The organism is Chlorobium phaeovibrioides (assembly GCF_003968655.1).
GTDB lineage: Bacteria > Bacteroidota > Chlorobiia > Chlorobiales > Chlorobiaceae > Chlorobium > Chlorobium phaeovibrioides.
Map to the genome: position 1 here is coordinate 1 of NZ_RXYK01000020.1, position 16,893 is coordinate 16,893.

13 protein-coding genes and 2 pseudogenes are annotated in these 16,893 nt (G+C 55.0%); all 15 read left to right on the forward strand.

Features of this window, described 5'->3' with window-relative positions; genetic code table 11:
* Positions 1-319 (forward strand): annotated as a pseudogene (locus tag EKD02_RS09160) (integrase core domain-containing protein); the annotation flags it as partial.
* Between the two features lie 262 nt (positions 320-581).
* Positions 582-2,717, forward strand: coding sequence for a bi-domain-containing oxidoreductase (locus tag EKD02_RS09165; protein ID WP_126385147.1), 2,136 nt, complete (start codon positions 582-584; stop codon positions 2,715-2,717).
* Between the two features lie 35 nt (positions 2,718-2,752).
* Positions 2,753-4,579 carry a heparinase II/III family protein gene (locus tag EKD02_RS09170; RefSeq protein ID WP_126385149.1) on the forward strand — a complete coding sequence of 609 codons (1,827 nt, stop codon included), beginning with the start codon at positions 2,753-2,755 and terminating at the stop codon, positions 4,577-4,579.
* Positions 4,576-5,502 (forward strand): hypothetical protein, encoded by a 927-nt coding sequence (locus EKD02_RS09175; RefSeq protein WP_126385151.1) that lies wholly within the window; start codon positions 4,576-4,578, stop codon positions 5,500-5,502. The genes EKD02_RS09170 and EKD02_RS09175 overlap by 4 nt, the downstream gene beginning before the upstream one ends.
* Entirely contained in the window at positions 5,499-6,710 is a 1,212-nt protein-coding gene (locus tag EKD02_RS09180) for a glycosyltransferase family 4 protein (RefSeq protein WP_126385153.1), read from the forward strand. The genes EKD02_RS09175 and EKD02_RS09180 overlap by 4 nt, the downstream gene beginning before the upstream one ends.
* A gap of 44 nt (positions 6,711-6,754) precedes the next feature.
* Complete coding sequence (locus EKD02_RS09185) at positions 6,755-7,561, forward strand: GNAT family N-acetyltransferase (RefSeq protein WP_126385155.1); 807 nt, start codon at positions 6,755-6,757, stop codon at positions 7,559-7,561.
* Positions 7,554-8,171: a sugar transferase gene (locus EKD02_RS09190; RefSeq protein WP_185805737.1), complete on the forward strand. Its 618-nt coding sequence runs from the start codon at positions 7,554-7,556 to the stop codon at positions 8,169-8,171. Before EKD02_RS09185 ends, EKD02_RS09190 begins: the two co-directional genes overlap by 8 nt.
* A 1-nt stretch (position 8,172) precedes the next feature.
* Positions 8,173-9,348 (forward strand): DegT/DnrJ/EryC1/StrS family aminotransferase, encoded by a 1,176-nt coding sequence (locus EKD02_RS09195; RefSeq protein ID WP_126385157.1) that lies wholly within the window; start codon positions 8,173-8,175, stop codon positions 9,346-9,348.
* A gap of 30 nt (positions 9,349-9,378) precedes the next feature.
* Positions 9,379-10,581, forward strand: a complete 1,203-nt coding sequence (wecC, locus tag EKD02_RS09200; protein ID WP_126385159.1) for a UDP-N-acetyl-D-mannosamine dehydrogenase — start codon at positions 9,379-9,381, stop codon at positions 10,579-10,581.
* The gene (wecB, locus tag EKD02_RS09205; protein WP_126385161.1) at positions 10,578-11,780 is read left to right on the forward strand and encodes a non-hydrolyzing UDP-N-acetylglucosamine 2-epimerase; all 1,203 of its coding nucleotides are present in this window, start codon (positions 10,578-10,580) and stop codon (positions 11,778-11,780) included. Before wecC ends, wecB begins: the two co-directional genes overlap by 4 nt.
* A gap of 77 nt (positions 11,781-11,857) precedes the next feature.
* A complete protein-coding gene (locus EKD02_RS09210) occupies positions 11,858-12,481 on the forward strand; it encodes a class I SAM-dependent methyltransferase (protein WP_126385163.1) in 624 nt (207 codons plus the stop codon).
* 141 nt (positions 12,482-12,622) lie between these two features.
* Positions 12,623-12,928 carry a UDP-N-acetylglucosamine 2-epimerase gene (locus EKD02_RS09215; protein ID WP_126385165.1) on the forward strand — a complete coding sequence of 102 codons (306 nt, stop codon included), beginning with the start codon at positions 12,623-12,625 and terminating at the stop codon, positions 12,926-12,928.
* A complete protein-coding gene (locus EKD02_RS09220) occupies positions 12,925-13,932 on the forward strand; it encodes a glycosyltransferase (protein ID WP_126385167.1) in 1,008 nt (335 codons plus the stop codon). The genes EKD02_RS09215 and EKD02_RS09220 overlap by 4 nt, the downstream gene beginning before the upstream one ends.
* Positions 13,925-14,758 carry a glycosyltransferase family 2 protein gene (locus EKD02_RS09225; protein WP_126385168.1) on the forward strand — a complete coding sequence of 278 codons (834 nt, stop codon included), beginning with the start codon at positions 13,925-13,927 and terminating at the stop codon, positions 14,756-14,758. The genes EKD02_RS09220 and EKD02_RS09225 overlap by 8 nt, the downstream gene beginning before the upstream one ends.
* A gap of 163 nt (positions 14,759-14,921) precedes the next feature.
* Positions 14,922-16,848: pseudogene (locus EKD02_RS09230) on the forward strand (ABC transporter ATP-binding protein).
* Positions 16,849-16,893: the final 45 nt, after the last annotated feature.

The following is a 16,893-nucleotide window of genomic DNA, read 5'->3' on the forward strand; positions in this document are numbered from 1 at the left end:
GCGGATACAGGTTGACAACGGCAGCGAGTTCATTTCAAAGGAACTGGATTGATGGGCATATGAGAACAAGGTCGTTCTGGCGTTCTCTCGACCTGGCAAGCCGACCGATAACCCGTATATTGAATCATTCAACGGGAAATTCCGGGATGAATGCCTGTCGACCCATTGGTTCAATAGCCTTGACGATGTTCGAGGCAAAATCGAGGAGTGGCGAAACGATTACAACGGCTTCAGGCCCCATTATTCTTTGAGTGGTTTGACCCCGAATGAATTTCTTGCATTACAACAAAATAGGCCGGAAGCTCTAGTTTCAAGGTGACCGATTAAGGGGCTATAGCGCAAGATGGTTGTTTTCAATTTAACCAGCTGTCCTAATTTTTGGGAGGGGCGCAGGGATTAGTGCGCCCAACCGATAGGATGCTCTGTGGTAATGGTGTATATTTCCCGATTACAGGTATTATGCGGGCGTGTAAAGCCCCGCACAGACCGGAAGAAAACGTTAAAAAAGAAGCCATGTAGTGGCAGTCGGGATTTTTTCCCCGGATGATGCTCACGGTCAGATACTAATCGCTCAATTCAGGATGAAGCAGATTCTTCAAGACATGGAACATGGGCGGACCTATCTGTCTGAGGCGCCTGTTCCGGCTGTTTCCCCTGCCCACCTTCTCTCGGCGACGATCGCTAGCCTCATTTCTGCCGGGACTGAGCGGATGCTCGTAGGGTTCGGCCGGGCCTCATACCTCGACAAGGCCCGCCAGCAGCCCGAAAAGGTGAAGATGGTGCTCGAGAAGGTCCGTACCGACGGCCTTGCCGCCACCCTCGAGGCCGTGCAGTCGAAACTGGCACAACCTCTTCCGCTCGGGTACTGCAACGTCGGGGTCGTTGTCGAAGCGGGTTCGGAAACGGAAGGGTTCGCCGTCGGTGACCGAATCGTTTCGAACGGTCCGCATGCCGATGTGGTGAAGGTCCCCCGCCTGCTGTCTGCCCGCATTCCCGACGGGGTGAGCGATGAGGCGGCTTCGTTCACCGTGGTCGCCAGCATCGGCCTGCAGGGGATCCGTCTTGCGGCGCCCTCTCTCGGTGAGGCGTTCGTCGTGACCGGTGCTGGACTGATCGGCCTCCTGACGGTACAGCTGCTCAGAGCCCATGGGTGCCGCGTACTGGCGATCGACTTCGACGAGGCGAAGCTCGCTCTTGCGCGTTCGTTCGGGGCCGAGACCTGCAATCCCGCAAAAGGGGAGGATCCCGTTGCCGTGGGGATGGCGTTCAGCCGGGGCCGCGGTGTCGACGGAGTTGTCATCACCGCCTCGACGAAGTCGAACGATCCGGTGACGCAGGCGGCCCGCATGAGCCGGAAGCGGGGGCGGATCGTCCTTGTCGGGGTGGTCGGCCTGGAGCTGAACCGCGCGGATTTCTACGAGAAGGAGCTCTCGTTCCAGGTCTCATGCTCATACGGCCCGGGGCGCTACGATTCGGGATATGAGGAGCGGGGGCTGGATTACCCTTACGGGTTCGTGCGCTGGACCGAGCAGCGGAACTTCGAGGCGGTGCTCGACATGATGGCCTCCGGCCAGCTGGACGTGGCTCCGCTCGTGACCCACCGCTTCGATTTCGATGATGCCCCGTCGGCCTACGAGGCCTTGACGGCAGACTCCTCGGCCCTCGGCATCGTGCTCCGTTATCCCGGTCCGGTGGATGAGCGCATGCGGCGGAGCGTGAGACTGAGGGCGGAGAGCGATTGTAATGCGCAGCGTCCGGTCATCGGGTTCGTCGGAGCGGGCAATTACGCCTCGAGGGTGCTCATACCGGCGTTCAGGGCGGCGGGCGCGCAGCTGCACACCATCGTGAGCGAAGGGGGTATCAGCGGGGTCATCCATGGAAAGAAGGCGGGTTTTGCCGAGGCATCAACCGATGTCGCCTCATTGATGGAGGGAGTGGTCAATACGGTGGCAATCGTCACACGCCACGACTCCCACGCAGCCCTCGCCGCCAGGGCGCTGAAGGCCGGGCGGCACGTGTTCGTCGAAAAGCCGCTTGCCATTGACCGGGAGGGGCTTGAGGCGGTTTTCGGGGCGTATCGCGATGCACACGCCGACGGCAATCGGGGGCCGCAGATCATGGTGGGCTACAACCGCCGTTTCGCCCCGCAGGTCATGAAGATGAAAGGGCTGCTCGAGGCGGTACGGGAGCCGAAGTCGTTCATCATGACGATGAACGCCGGGGCCATTCCCGCCGAGCACTGGACGCAGGATCCGAAGATCGGAGGAGGGCGCATCATCGGCGAGGCCTGCCACTACATCGACCTCATGCGGTTCCTTGCCGCGAGCCCGATCGTTTCGGTGCACGCCGTCCGGATGGGCGGCGACCGGTCCGCGGCCGTCCTCGAGGATAAGGCATCGATCACCCTCGCTTTCCGGGACGGCTCGTTCGGGACCATCCTCTACCTGGCAAACGGGCCGTCGTCCTTCCCCAAGGAGCGCATCGAGGTGTTTGCGGCGGGCAGGGTGCTACAGATCGACAACTTCCGGAAGATGAAGGGGTTCGGCTGGCCGGGGTTTGGCGGCATGAACCTCATGAAGCAGGACAAGGGGCAGGACGGCTGCGTTTCGGCCTTCCTCGGAGGAATCGAATCCGGCGTGCCGGCCATCCCTGCCGACGAGGTGTTCGAGGTCGCCCGGGTGAGCCTCGACGCGGTTGAGCAGCTTCGCCGTCAGTAGTGAGGGGGCGTGCCGTGATCGACAGGGGGCGAACGATGCTGCGGCTCGGCCTGCGGAACATCGCCAGAGTGGCGCTCTACCGGATCGGGATCAGGAGCGGTCTGCACCCCATCTGCCGAATTTCAGGCACCGTGCCCCGCGGGCCGTTTTTCCGATCGCCTTCATCCGTTTCCCCGTTGCCGGCCCCCGAAGGGTGGGATGCGACAGGCTGGCTCTTCAGCCATATCCCCATTCCGCTCACCGATGCGCCGCCCGACTGGCTCGCCAACCCCCTGACTGGGAAAAGAGCTTCCGGCTCGGATCTCTCCTGGTGGAGGATTTCTGATTTCGACGCTGCGACGGGCGACATCAAGCTGGTCTGGGAGCTTTCGCGCATGGACTGGGTTCCGGCGCTCGCCCGTCGCGCGGCGACGGGGGACGGCTCGGCCCTCGAGCGCCTGAACCGCTGGCTTGCCGACTGGAACACCCATAACCCGCCTTACCGGGGACCGAACTGGAAGTGCGGCCAGGAGGCATCGATCAGGGTGATGCATCTTGCGGTCGCTGCCATCATGCTGGCTCAGGCGCATGAGCCGGAGCCGGGGCTGCTCGAGATGCTGAGGGTCCATCTCCGCCGCATCGCCCCGACGGTCGGTTACGCAATGGCGCAGGACAACAACCACGGAACGTCTGAGGCGGCGGGCCTTTTTATCGGAGGGAGCTGGCTGGCCCTCTCCGGCGACGCGGAGGGAGAGCGGTGGGCACGGCTCGGCAGGAGGTGGCTTGAAGACCGTGTTCGTCGCCTGGTCGGCCGCGAGGGGAGTTTCAGCCAGCACTCCCTGAACTACCACCGCCTGATGCTCGATACCCTCTTCCTCGCAGAGGTATGGCGGCGTAACCTCGCTCTTTCTGCATTTTCGGCAGAACTGCAGGCCCGGGCGGCCGCGGCCGCGGAGTGGCTGCGCCACATGGTGCAGCCGGAGACGGGTGAGGCTCCGAACGTCGGCCACAACGACGGTGCCCGTTTGCTGCAGCTCGACGGTTCCCCCTATGGGGATTTCCGCTCGTCGGTGCAGCTTGCAGCAGCTCTTTTTGCCGGTAAGCGGGCGTATATGGGGGATGGGGCATGCAGCCGCACCCTGGAGTGGCTCGGTCTGCCGGTTCCCGTCCGGGCCGCTGATCCGGTTGGAGACTATCTGGCCGATGACGGCGGCTTTGCCGTGTTCCGGCGGGGCCCGGCCATGGTGCTGATGCGCTATCCTCGTTTCCGTTTTCGGCCCGGGCAGGCGGATGCCCTGCATCTCGATCTCTGGCTGAACGGAAGGAACCTCCTTCGGGACGGGGGTTCATACAGCTACTTTGCGGGGGAGCAGTGGACAGGGTATTTCGGCGGTGTCGAGTCCCACAATACCGTCCAGTTCGACGGTCGCGACCAGATGCCGCGTCTCGGCAGGTTCCTCTTCGGGAGCTGGCTGAAAACAGAACGCCTGGAACGGCCTGAAGAAAAAGAAGGGGGGCTGCATTTTGCTGTAGGGTATCGGGACTGGCGTGGTGCTCGGCATATACGGGAGATAATGTTTTCTGAAGCACGGCTTCGCGTTGTTGATAAACTATCGGATTTTGAGCGTGGCGCAATGCTCCGTTGGCGGCTCATGCCCGGATTGTGGACGCTGGAGCAGGATGAAGGGGGCGTTCGGGTATCTGGAACGGAAAATCAGCGCTTGATATTAACGGTAAAGGCGACAATGCCGATTGTCAGAGCGGAACTGAGTGAAGGGTGGGAGTCGCTTCATTATAATGAAAAAACGCCGTTGCCGGTTCTTGAGGTCGAAGTTGAAGCGGCGGGTAGTATCATAACTGATATTGAGTGGTTGATGGCATGAATCTCCTTAAACGATTGATTCTCAAGGGAACAAACAGGTCGCGACTAGCGCAATTGGACCTTCAGGCGCAGGATGAGCGTTTCATTGAAAAGGCGGCAGCACTTGCTTCACTTGCTGATGTACCAACGAATCTCGACATGCCAACGGTTTCGTTCAAGCACAGTGGCCATGCCGGCGACATAATCTATTCGTTGCCTACCGTATATGCGCTTTCGCGGGAAAAACCGGTATCGTTTTTCATGCACCTGAACCGGCCGGCAAACCTCAAAGCAGTCCGGAAGTCGCATCCTTTGGGCAACGTGATGCTTAATGAGAAAATGTTTGAGATGTTGCAACCTCTGTTCCTTTCGCAGGAGTCTATTGCTGCTTGTGAGCCTTATCGAAATGAAACAGTGCACTACAATCTCGATCGTTTCAGGGAGTTGCCTATCCGTTTCAGCCGGGGGCATATCGCGCGTTGGTATTTCCTGCTATATGCCGTAAATGCGGACTTGTGCAGGCCATGGATTCACCTCGAGCCGGACAGGTCGTTTGCGGATTACATTATGGTTGCCCGGAGTGCCGGGAACCATGCTCCAGGTATTGATTACTCTTTCCTTAAGCAGTATCGGAAAACGGTTTTTGTGGGGGTTGAGGACGAATATGATGCAATGAGGTGTATGGTGCCAGGCATTGAGTATCACCCTGTGAAAGATTTTCTCGAACTGGCTCGGGCGATAAAAGGCGCCAAGTTTTTTATCGGTAACTCCTCGTTTCCATACTCTCTTGCTGAAGCAATGAAAGTGCGGCGACTTTTTGAGATGAGTTATCATTGTCCGACTGTGATGCCTGACGGGATCGACGGTTATGAATTCTGTTTTCAGGCGCAGTTCGAAACGCTTGTGGAAAGGCTCCAATACAAAGACTGTGGTCAAACGGCATGAAGGTCCTTTATTTCCATCAGCACTTTTCCACCCCGGAAGGTTCCACTGGAACCCGCTCTTATGAAATGGCGAGGAAACTCCTTGAGCAGGGGCATGAGGTCACCATGGTCTGCGGCAGTTACGGGCTGGCAAAGACAGGGCTGCGTGGTGAGTACGCCAAAGGTCTGCGCCGGGGGGTGGTGGACGGTATAGATGTTGTGGAATTTGATCTTGCGTATTCGAACAGCGACGGGTTTGCCCGTCGGATGTTGACCTTCCTGCAGTTTGCACTTCGAAGCATCGGGTTGGCGCTGAGTGAGCGCTACGATGTGCTCTTTGCAACCACGACGCCCCTTACTGCCGGAATACCCGGGATTGTTGCCCGCTGGCTGCGCCGGAAGCCGTTTGTTTTTGAAGTCCGCGACCTCTGGCCTGAACTGCCCCGGGCAATGGGTGTGATACGGAACCCTATGGTTCTTGGCGCAATGTCCGTGCTTGAATGGATGAGCTATCGTTCAGCACATCGCTTGATCGGGCTCTCGCCCGGCATTGTTGACGGGATTGTCCGCTGCGGGGTGCCCCGCCGGCGTGTGGCCCTCGTTCCTAATGGCTGTGATCTTGACTTTTTTTCAGCGCATAGGGCGTGCTGGCGGCCGGACGGGGTGCATCAGTCTGACCTGCTGGCTGTTTTTTCCGGTACGCATGGTATGGCTAACGGACTGGACGCTGTGCTTGATGTGGCTGCAGAACTCAAAAGGCGGGGACGGACTGATATCAAAATCGTGCTTGTCGGCGAGGGGAAACTGAAAGGAGGTCTGAAAAAGCGTGCAACAGCTGAAGGGCTTGATATGGTCATTTTCCTTGACGCCGTCGATAAAACCCGTCTTGCGGGGCTGCTTGCGGGAAGTGATGTGGGCCTGCAGATCCTGGCCAATGTCCCGGCATTCTACTACGGGACCTCACCCAACAAGTTTTTCGATTACCTTGCTTCCGGGTTGCCGGTACTCAATAACTATCCCGGCTGGCTTGCCGATATGATCAGAGCATGGGCTTGTGGCTTTACGCTACCGCCGGACGATCCTGGCGCCTTTGCTGATGCTTTGGCGTCTGCGGCAGATAACCGAGGCATGTTGCAGGAAATGGGCGCTGCAGCCCGGAGGCTGGCAGAGGACGAGTTCAGCCGTTCTTCGCTGGCCGACAGATGGGTGGCCTGGGTGGCGGGCGCATGATAGGGTATTCTACATTCGAAGCATACTGATCGAGGTGGCGCTTGATGCATGGCTCCATTCTTCCCTATTCGCTGCCGCATAGGGGGTTTCCAATTACTGCTGCACAGGCTTCTGCATTGGTGAGGGAGAGGAAGGCCTATCTGATGCGGTGGGAATCCGGATTCGATGATGCGGCTGAGGGTGCATGGTGGCATTTGATCAAGGATTCGGATCCGGCGCTTTCGGCACTTTCCCCAAAAACACGGAACCAGGTTAAAAAGGGGTTGCGCTCATGCAGGGTTGAAGGGTGCGATCGTTCGCTGATTATGGAAAAAGGCTATCCCGTGTACGCATCGGCGTATGAGCGGTACGAGACATTCGAACGGAAATTCTCCCGTGACGAGTTTTCTTCGGCGGTGCATGCAATGCCTTCTGATATAGAGTTCTGGGGGGTTTTTGACGATAACGGGGCCCTCGTTGGGTTCGGCGAGAATATTGTGGACGGCAATGCCTGCTTTTATTCTACCATGTGGTTTACGCCTGAGGCGTTGAAGAACTATGCATCCTATGCCATGATCCACTGTATGAACACCCATTATCTTGAAGAACGGGGGTTCCGGTTTGTGAGCGACGGGGCACGGAACATCAGCCACGATACCGGCATCCATCAGTTCCTTGAGCAGAAGTTCGGGTTCCGTAAGGCATACTGCCGGCTCAATGTCGTGTACTCTCCGCTCGTTGGGGCGGTTGTTGCGGGCGCGTTTCCTTTGAGGAGGCAGCTTGGAGGGTTGATTCGGTCGAGCAGATTCGATGTTTTAATGCGTCAGGAAGAGTTGCGAAGGGCGAGTTGGAGGGGGGCAGGGAATGCTTGAGGTCTGTCCGGTTGCATGGCACGGCCGCCAGCTGAAGCGTGCGTTCGATATGGTGGTTTCGTTCGCCGGGCTCTGTTTTCTCTGGTGGCTGATACTGTTGGCCTGGATTGCGGCATCACTTGACACTGGGATGAACGGACTGTTTGTCCAGCGTCGTATCGGGCGTTTCGGCAAGGCATTCAATGTATACAAGATTCGCACCATGCGCGTTTCGCGGGAGGTGACAACAACGGTGACAACAGGAGTGGATCCACGGATTACCTGGATTGGGGGGATATTGCGTACATTTAAAATTGATGAACTGCCCCAGCTGTTCAATGTGCTCAAGGGCGATATGAGCTTCGTCGGGCCACGGCCTGATGTGGAGGAGTATTCGGGGGCGCTGGAGGGTGAAGAACGGCTGGTGCTGAGTGTGAGGCCGGGGATTACCGGCCCTGCTACAATCAAGTACCGCAACGAGGAGGACCTGCTTGCGGCACAGGCAGACCCCGAGGCGTATAACCGGGAAGTAATCTGGCCTGACAAGGTGCAGATCAACCTCAGGTATGTAAGGAACTGGAGTTTCGGAAACGATATCCGATTTTTACTACAAACGATTTTCAGACGATGATATGCTCAATACCCCATTTCCCCCATGGCCAAACTTTTCAGCAGAAGAGGGTGACGCCGTCAGGCGGGTTCTCCTGTCGAACCGGGTCAACTACTGGACAGGTAGCGAGTGCAGAGAGTTTGAGAAGGAGTTTGCCCGGTGGTGCGGGTGTCGGCATGCCGTAGCGATTGCTAACGGCACGCTTGCACTTGAAGTGGCTCTCCGTGCGCTTGGCGTCGGATTTGGCGATGAGGTGGTGGTTACTTCCCGAACTTTCATTGCTTCGGCATCCTGTATCGTTGCCGTAGGGGCTTCACCGGTGTTTGCCGATGTGGACCGCGATACCCAGAACATCACTGCCGAAACAGTGCGGGCAGTCCTTTCACCAAAAACAAAGGCGATCATTGCTGTTCATCTCGGCGGGATGCCCTGCGATATGGATCCGATCATGCAACTTGCCGGTGAGCGTGGCCTTTTTGTCATAGAGGACTGTGCCCAGGCACATGGGGCAAGCTACAAAGGGCGTCCTGTTGGTTCTATCGGCCATATAGCAGCATGGTCATTCTGCCAGGATAAGATTATGACGACCGGAGGGGAAGGTGGTATGGTAACAACTAATGACAGCGCTCTTTGGAGCAGGGTCTGGTCATACAAGGACCATGGAAAAAGTTTTGAGGCTGTGTATGAGCGAGGTCACCCGCCGGGGTTTCGCTGGTTGCATGAGTCGTTTGGTTCAAATTACCGGATGCTCGAGATGCAGGCTGCAGTGGGACGGATTCAGCTCAGGCAAATGGCGGCATGGACGGCCGCACGGCAGGCGAATGCGGAGCGGATATGGAGCACTGCACGCAGTATGCCGGGGCTGCGGGTTCCTGATGTTCCGCAGTGGGCAGGACATGCCGTATATAAATGTTATGTTTTTATTGAAACGGACGCGCTGAAGGATGGGTGGTCGAGGGAACGCATTATGATGGATATCAATGACCGGGGCGTTCCCTGTTATGCCGGTTCCTGTTCAGAGATTTATCTTGAGCATGCGTTTGAAGGCAGCGGATTCCAGCCTGTGGAACGCCTGCCTGTTGCCCGCGAGCTTGGGGAGAGCACTTTGATGTTCCTTGTGCACCCGACGCTTGAGGTTGGCAATATTGACTTGACCTGCTCGGTGCTCAGGGATGTTATGGTGCTTGCTGTTGGCTGAGGTGTAAACGCATAAAAAAATCTGATTCGTATGCTTGTACAGTTTTTTGGCCTTGGATACATCGGCCTCCCTACGGCTGCAGTTCTTGCAGGTAAGGGGGTGCGGGTACACGGGGTGGATGTCAATCCCGATGTTGTAGAAACCATTCAGCGGGGGGAGATACATATTGTGGAGCCTGGTCTGGCTGAAGTGGTGAAAGAGGGGGTTCTGAAGGGTGATTTTACAGCGTCTACTTCTCCGCTATCAGCAGATGTGCACCTTGTCGTTGTCCCTACTCCGTTTAAGGGAGCGCATGAACCCGATATTTCATTTGTTGAGTCAGCTACCCGGATGGTTCTGCCGCTGCTGAAAGAGGAAGACACCTTCATTATTGAGTCGACATCACCGGTTGGGACAACCGAGCAGATGGCGGCCTTGATTTTCTTTGAACGGCCGGAACTTGAGGGGAAGGTTTCCATTGCATACTGTCCCGAAAGGGTCCTTCCCGGCAATGTGCTGCATGAGCTGGTGCATAATGATCGGGTTATCGGTGGGATTGATGAACAGTCGACCGAAAAGGCGAAGGAGTTCTACCGGTTGTTTGTGGAGGGAGAACTTCATGGGACCAATGCCAGGACAGCTGAACTATGCAAGTTGACGGAGAACTCTTCACGCGATGTGCAGATTGCTTTCGCCAATGAGCTGTCGCTGATATGTGATCGTGCGGGAATTAATGTATGGGAGCTGGTGGAGCTTGCCAACCGTCACCCAAGAGTCAACATCCTTAAACCCGGTGCCGGTGTGGGAGGGCACTGCATTGCGGTTGATCCCTGGTTCATTGTATCCGATTATCCGAAGGAGTCGCGCCTCATTGGCACTGCTCGCGACATCAACAACTACAAGGCGTTCTGGTGCGCCGAAAAGATCCGCAGTTCCATGCTGGAGTTTGAGCTGCGCCATGGCCGTAAACCACGGGTCGCCCTGATGGGCCTCGCCTTCAAACCGAACATTGACGACCTGCGCGAGAGCCCGGCCAAGTACATCGTCCAGAAAGTGATGCAGAGCGGTCAGGACGGATTCCTTGTTGTGGAGCCGAACATCGACGAGCACGGTGTGTTCAAGCTTACAGAATATCGAGAAGCCTATGATAGGGCTGATATTGTGGCATTTCTTGTGGCTCACGATGAGTTTCATTCGCTGGATTATGATAATGAGAAGGCTATTCTCGACTTTGCTGGAGTGTTCAGGAGATGACGGTTAGGAAGAAGGTGCTGCTGGTGTTCGGCACAAGGCCGGAGGCCATCAAGATGGCTCCCCTCGTGAAGGAGTTCGAGAAGCATACAGCGTTGTTCGAGACTGTTGTGGCGGTTACTGGGCAGCACCGGGAGATGCTTGATCAGGTGCTCGGGTTGTTTGACATTAAGCCCGATTACGATCTCAATATTATGCGGCAGGGGCAGGACCTATATGATGTTACCGCACGGGTGCTGATTGGAATGCGCGATGTTCTGGCTGAAGCTCAGCCGGATGTTGTGTTTGTTCATGGCGACACGACCACCTCTACGGCGGCGGCACTTGCTGCATTTTACTACCGTATTCCAGTTGCCCATGTGGAGGCTGGCCTGCGGACGGGAAATATCTACAGCCCATTTCCGGAGGAGATGAACCGGCAGTTGACTTCACGCATTGCGTCATTGCATTTTGCCCCTACCGAACTGAGTCGGACGAATTTGTTGAGGGAAACTGTTTTGGCTGACGCCATTCTAGTTACTGGTAATACGGTGATTGATGCCCTTCATTGGGTGTTGGGGAAAATTGCTTCTACGGATGATGTTGAGCTGAAGGTCCTGAATAGTCTTCAGGCTGCGGGGATTCCTTTAGAGCTGGTCCGGCAATGGAACGGTGGCACTGGTCGCCGCCTTGTGCTCGTGACCGGCCATCGGCGGGAGAATTTCGGCGAGGGCTTCCTCGGCATATGCACGGCTCTCCGGGATCTCGCCGACCGTTACCCCGAGGTTGATTTTCTCTATCCCATGCACCTGAACCCGAATGTGCGCAGGCCCATTAAGGAGGTGTTCGGCGGTGCGGGTGCCCGGCCGAACGTGCTTTTCATCGAGCCGCTTGACTACCTGCCGTTCGTGTACCTCATGAACTGCTCGTATCTGGTACTGACTGACTCGGGCGGCATCCAGGAGGAGGCTCCCGGGCTCGGTAAGCCCGTGCTCGTGATGCGCACCACGACAGAGCGCCCTGAGGCGCTGGAGGCCGGTACGGTGAGACTGGTCGGGACACGACGAGAGGTTATTGTCGAAGAGGTCTCCAGATTGCTGGACGACGCTGTGCATTATGCCGCCATGGCAAGGGCTCACAATCCCTATGGCGACGGCAGGGCATGCGGAAGGATCGTCGATGTATTTCTTTTTGCTCTGGACAATCCCGAGGATGATGAGTAATGCGGTTATTGCGTATTCAAGACCCGGTTTGAATGGTTGAGATTGGCTTATTGATGCTCATATTTCGTTGATGTCGTATGGAGTTATGGAAACTGAATATCGTCAGTCTGGCCTGGAGCTATTTTCGGGAAATCAAGCTGTTTGATTTGACCCGGCATGTGAACACGCACAGGCGCATGCGGCTTGAAGCGTATCGGTGTGCTTCTGAAGGGTTGTCAGGGGCTAATTTAGATATGGCGGCCTGGACATCGGTCATCGTAGATAGCCTCTCGGAAGTGATGTCCCTTCAGGGCGTATCGCCTGGTGATTTCGATTTCATTGATATCGGATGCGGCAAGGGTAAGGTGCTGCTGGTATGGCGGGAGTGTCTTGCTTCGATGGGACTCGCCCATGCTCTTACCGGCATAGAGCTTAATCCTGATCTACTTGATATCTGCAGGGACAATCTGCGGAATGTGGGTGGTGGCGATGACGTCAAGCTGATCTGTGCCGATGTCAGCTCCTTTGATTTTGGCGCTTTCAGCAATTCGCTTCTTCTGTACCTGTACAATCCTTTCGATGGCCGGATAATGGATGCGTTCCTTCGAAGGCTTTTGGGACGAAGGGTGTATGTCATCTACAATAATCCGGTCCATATCAGCGTTTTGATGGACCACGGATTTCGGGTCGTTTCAGAGCGAAAGGGGAAGTATCCTGTGTAGACATATGCTATTCTTGCCCGTGAGTGATTTTCGCGTGTCTGTTCGGGGCGCGGGTATCGGTTGGTAATTCGGCCCTGAACGGGTACCTTGTTGGTCGGCGGGAGTTGTTTGTTTCATAATATTATCGGGCTGCGGCATTCTATGACGTTTGTCTACCTCATGAGTCGCTCATATCTCCTTTTGACTGATTCAGGCGGCATTCAGGAGGAGGCTCCCGGTCTGGGGAAGCCTGTCCTTGTGATGAGGAGTACGACCGAACGACCTGAAGCAGTTGAGGCTGGTACGGTGTGTTTGGTTGGGACTGCCCGTGTTGGGATTTTTGCGGCTGTCAGTCGGCTGCTGGACGATGAGGCGGCTTATGAGGGAATGGCCGGGGCAAATAATCCTTATGGTGATGGCCGTGCTTCGCAAAGGATAGTCAATTTCTTCAGAGGTCGCTTCTCATGAGGGGCCCTTTGCGGATATTATGGATTCCGAAAAGCAGCGGGGAGTTCCCGACGCACCCGGAAATGGCATATTACGGGTCGAACCGGTTGCGTGCGGTTAATATCCATGAGCATATCCTTTCCCGCGGGGGAGTGCAATCGGATGTTTTGGGACTGACGACTGCCGTCAATGCGTCAATCTTTCCCTATGATATTGTTGTTATTCAGAAAGGCCTTGACCGTAAAGTTCAGGCATTTTTGACGAAGCATCTTCGCCGTGCCCTTGTGGTGTTCGATGCATGTGACCCGATGTCGAAGAAAAAAATGCAGATCCTCAACCTGCTTGCGGATCTGGTGATCTGCTCGAATCATGCCTTGCAGGAGGATTGTGTGGCAAAAGGGTTACGGGTTGTTTCAGAAACCGTTATTGATCCGCATGAGGCTGATCCTCGTATTGTGAAAGAGCATAGCCGTAGCTGCCGGCCGGTGGTGACATGGTATGGATTGCCGGAAAATTACCCCCGCTTCATCAAGCCGATGTCCGCCATGCTGCAGGGGGAGGATGTGGATTTCAGATGGTGTTCGGGCGAAGATCCTGAATTGGTCAATGAGCCGGGATTCCAGAAGGGCGTTGAGTGGAATATGCCGTTACGGGTGGCGTGGGACCGTCCGCATTCCTGGCAGAAGTTCATTCAGCAGAGCGATATTGGTATTGTTCCCGTTTTCGATGCGGTTAAGGCGGCCCATAAAGTACTCAATTACATGGCCTATGGGATTCCTGTAGTATGCAGCCCGACTGATGCTCATAGGCGGATTATCAGGCACGGATACAATGGCTTTTTTGCTGAGAACGAAGAGGAGTGGCGTACCTATGTGCGGAGGCTCAAGTCGCCGGATGTAAGGCGGGAAATAGGTATGCAGGCACGGGAAAGTGTTCTTGCTGCCTATTCCTCAGAGCGGTTAGGTGACGAGTATTTCAATACCCTGATGGCTTATTACAATCGTAAAAAAGGCAAACATGGTTGACGGATTCCGGACTGCTGCTGTTGTTGTGTGGTATCAACCCGTTGCTGAGTTTGTTGGCAATCTCCAGAGCTATTGTAGCTTTGTGGGGGCGGTGTTCGTTATCGATAATTCCGGTTCTGACAATGGAGCTCTTGTCCGGGACCTTGACGGGGTGACCTATGTTCCTTTCCATGAAAACGTTGGTATTGGTGCTGCTTTGAATACAGGCTGTCGCATGGCCCTTGAGAAAGGGTATGAATTCGTCATGACGATGGATCAGGACAGCAGTTTTGAGGCGCAAGATATTGTCCGGCATCTGTCGGATGCTGACACTCAGATGCGTGATGTGTCAGTTGCTGTTATTGGCCCTTCAACCCTTAAGGGTGCCGATAGGGGCATTATTGAACGGAGAAGCATCATTACTTCCGGCAGCATTCTCCGGCTTTCCGAATGGGAGCGCCAGGGAGGGTTCAATGAAGCACTGTTCATCGACCAGGTGGATCATGAGTTCTGCTTCCGTCTCAGGCGCTCCGGTAGCAAAGTATTACTCAACAACAGCGTATCCCTGCGGCACCAGGTGGGTGATCCATTATCGGCCGTTTTAGCAGGCATTCGCTTTTCGGCCATGAACCATGGTTGGCAAAGGAAGTATTATATCATGCGCAACCGGCTCTATCTGCGAAAGATGTTCCCGGATTTTCCCCGTCCCTATTTCAGAATGATTGTCAATGATATTCTGGGAGTTTTGTTGCTTGAGGGTGATAAGATGCGTAAAATTAATGCGATGGCGGCAGGTATCATGGATTTTCAGCGGGGCCGCCTCGGGAAGTGGCGCATGCATCGCTGATGGGCATGCGTGATTATTTCAACTGAATGGGCGGTTTTTATTGGCCTCATGGGTAGCATTCACACCCATGAGGCCTTTTTCGTTATCGTTGGTTATTAGGCGGTGAACGCCTACCTTATAAATCTGTTCGTGTTTCGTATTGCATAAGCGTTGAGTGCCTCCTATGAATTTGATTCTGCGTGTTTTGCGCTATCTGGTCCCCTCGAAGGGGAAGATCGTGCTCGTTGTGTTCGTAAGCATCCTGACTTCGCTCTTCAGCGTTGTCTCCATCTATTCGGTTCTTCCCCTCCTCAACGCCATTTTCACCGCTGACAAGACGGTCAGTGCTCCCGCCAGTGCCGGCTCTTCCGATGCTTCTGCAGGGCTCTCTGTGAAGGCGAAGCCGCCTGCTTTATCCAAGGATAGCCTTGTGGATACTGCAGCCTTGCAGCAAAAGGCTACGGAGGTTTTCCAGCAGCTGTTCCATTCGGATACAAAGCAGGAGACCCTCCTGAAAATCTGCATTTTTCTGATAGCTGCGTTTGCTCTGAAGAATCTCTTTCTCTACATCAACAAGCAGCTGATTTTTCGCATACAGACAAAGGCGACAAAGACGCTTCGCGATGATGTGTTTCACACCATCATTGAGATGCATCTGGATTATTTCAACAAGCAGCGGGTTGGCGGGTTGATGAACCATGTTTACAATGATGTGTCTAATGTGCAGGGCTCCATCAGTACCACTTTCATCAATTTCATTCAGAACCCGTTTACCATTTTTGTGTATGTGGGTATTCTGTTTGTTCTGAGCTGGAAGCTGACGCTGTTTGCTTTCGGCGTCTCCATACTCATTTTTTTTATTATTCGTATTATCGGTCAGAAGGTTAAGGCGCTGGCCCGACTCATCCGCGAAAAGATGGGCGATATGAACTCGGTGCTTCAGGAGAAGTTCAACGGAATAAAGGTTATCAAGTCCACCGGGTTTGAGGATGTGGAGCTTGAGAGGTTCAAGAGTTTTACCAATGAGTTCCGACGGCTTGATCTCAAGGCTTACCGGTATCGCAACATTATCTCTCCTCTCAATGAAACGCTTCTGGTTGCGGCTGTTGCTATGGTGCTCTGGTTCGGTGGGTTGTAGGTGTTTGAGGGGAACATGACGGCCAATGAGCTTATTGTGTTTGCGTTCAGTCTCTATTCGGCGATGGGGCCCATCAAAACGCTTGGTGAGGCGAATACCAGCATCCAGAACGGAATGGCATCCGCCGAACGGCTGTTTGAGCTGATTGATGCCGAGCCATTGGTGAAGAATGGTACCCACTCCATTTCAGGCTTTTCCGATGTTATCCGGTTTGAAGATGTTTCGTTTAAATACCTGCAGGAGGCTGATGCAGCAGCCGTGCTTGACCATGTGTCGTTTGATATCCGTAAGGGAGAGCTGGTTGCTTTGGTTGGGCAGTCGGGGTCAGGCAAGTCTACTGCGGTTGATCTGCTTTTGCGCTTCTATGATGTAGATTCCGGACGGATTACCATAGACGGGGTTGATATCCGTGAGTTTGACTACAAGCAGCTTCGGAGCATGATTGGCGTTGTGAGCCAGGAGGTGATTCTGTTCAATGACACTATTGAACATAATATTGCCTATGGTGTGCAGGGTGTAGTGGAGCATGAACGGGTTGTTCAGGCGGCCGGACTGGCCAATGCAAGGAAGTTTGTTGAGGAGAAGCCTGATATGTATGAAACCATTGTGGGCGACAGGGGACTGCAGCTTTCCGGCGGCCAGCGTCAGCGGCTTGCTATAGCACGCGCTATGGTTCGTAACCCCGACCTTCTGATTTTTGATGAAGCAACCAGTGCGCTTGATAATGAGTCGGAGCAGGTGGTGCAGGAGGCTATAAGACAATACTTTGGAGGACAGGACTGCGCTTGTGGTTGCCCATAGGCTGTCAACGGTGAAAAATGCCGACAGGATCATTGTTCTTGACAAGGGCCGTGTTGCTGAGAGCGGTACCCATGAGGAGCTTCTTGCCAAAGACGGCCTCTACAGGATGTACCACGACATCCAGTTCGCATCTTCATCATTGACCCCTTCCCCGAAAACCAGACACTTGTAAAGTAGAGAATTCCGGCAATGAGTATCTTGAATCAAACAGGAGCCA

What these genes read in the sequence shown, in the direction of transcription:
- EKD02_RS09225 (WP_126385168.1), top strand. Translation starts at nt 13,925, where the DNA reads ATGGTTGACGGATTCCGGACTGCTGCTGTTGTTGTGTGGTATCAACCC.
- EKD02_RS09220 (WP_126385167.1), top strand. Translation starts at nt 12,925, where the DNA reads ATGAGGGGCCCTTTGCGGATATTATGGATTCCGAAAAGCAGCGGGGAG.
- EKD02_RS09165 (WP_126385147.1), top strand. Translation starts at nt 582, where the DNA reads ATGAAGCAGATTCTTCAAGACATGGAACATGGGCGGACCTATCTGTCT.
- wecB (WP_126385161.1), top strand. Translation starts at nt 10,578, where the DNA reads ATGACGGTTAGGAAGAAGGTGCTGCTGGTGTTCGGCACAAGGCCGGAG.
- EKD02_RS09185 (WP_126385155.1), top strand. Translation starts at nt 6,755, where the DNA reads ATGCATGGCTCCATTCTTCCCTATTCGCTGCCGCATAGGGGGTTTCCA.
- EKD02_RS09175 (WP_126385151.1), top strand. Translation starts at nt 4,576, where the DNA reads ATGAATCTCCTTAAACGATTGATTCTCAAGGGAACAAACAGGTCGCGA.
- EKD02_RS09190 (WP_185805737.1), top strand. Translation starts at nt 7,554, where the DNA reads ATGCTTGAGGTCTGTCCGGTTGCATGGCACGGCCGCCAGCTGAAGCGT.
- EKD02_RS09215 (WP_126385165.1), top strand. Translation starts at nt 12,623, where the DNA reads ATGACGTTTGTCTACCTCATGAGTCGCTCATATCTCCTTTTGACTGAT.
- wecC (WP_126385159.1), top strand. Translation starts at nt 9,379, where the DNA reads ATGCTTGTACAGTTTTTTGGCCTTGGATACATCGGCCTCCCTACGGCT.
- EKD02_RS09180 (WP_126385153.1), top strand. Translation starts at nt 5,499, where the DNA reads ATGAAGGTCCTTTATTTCCATCAGCACTTTTCCACCCCGGAAGGTTCC.
- EKD02_RS09210 (WP_126385163.1), top strand. Translation starts at nt 11,858, where the DNA reads ATGGAGTTATGGAAACTGAATATCGTCAGTCTGGCCTGGAGCTATTTT.
- EKD02_RS09195 (WP_126385157.1), top strand. Translation starts at nt 8,173, where the DNA reads ATGCTCAATACCCCATTTCCCCCATGGCCAAACTTTTCAGCAGAAGAG.
- EKD02_RS09170 (WP_126385149.1), top strand. Translation starts at nt 2,753, where the DNA reads ATGCTGCGGCTCGGCCTGCGGAACATCGCCAGAGTGGCGCTCTACCGG.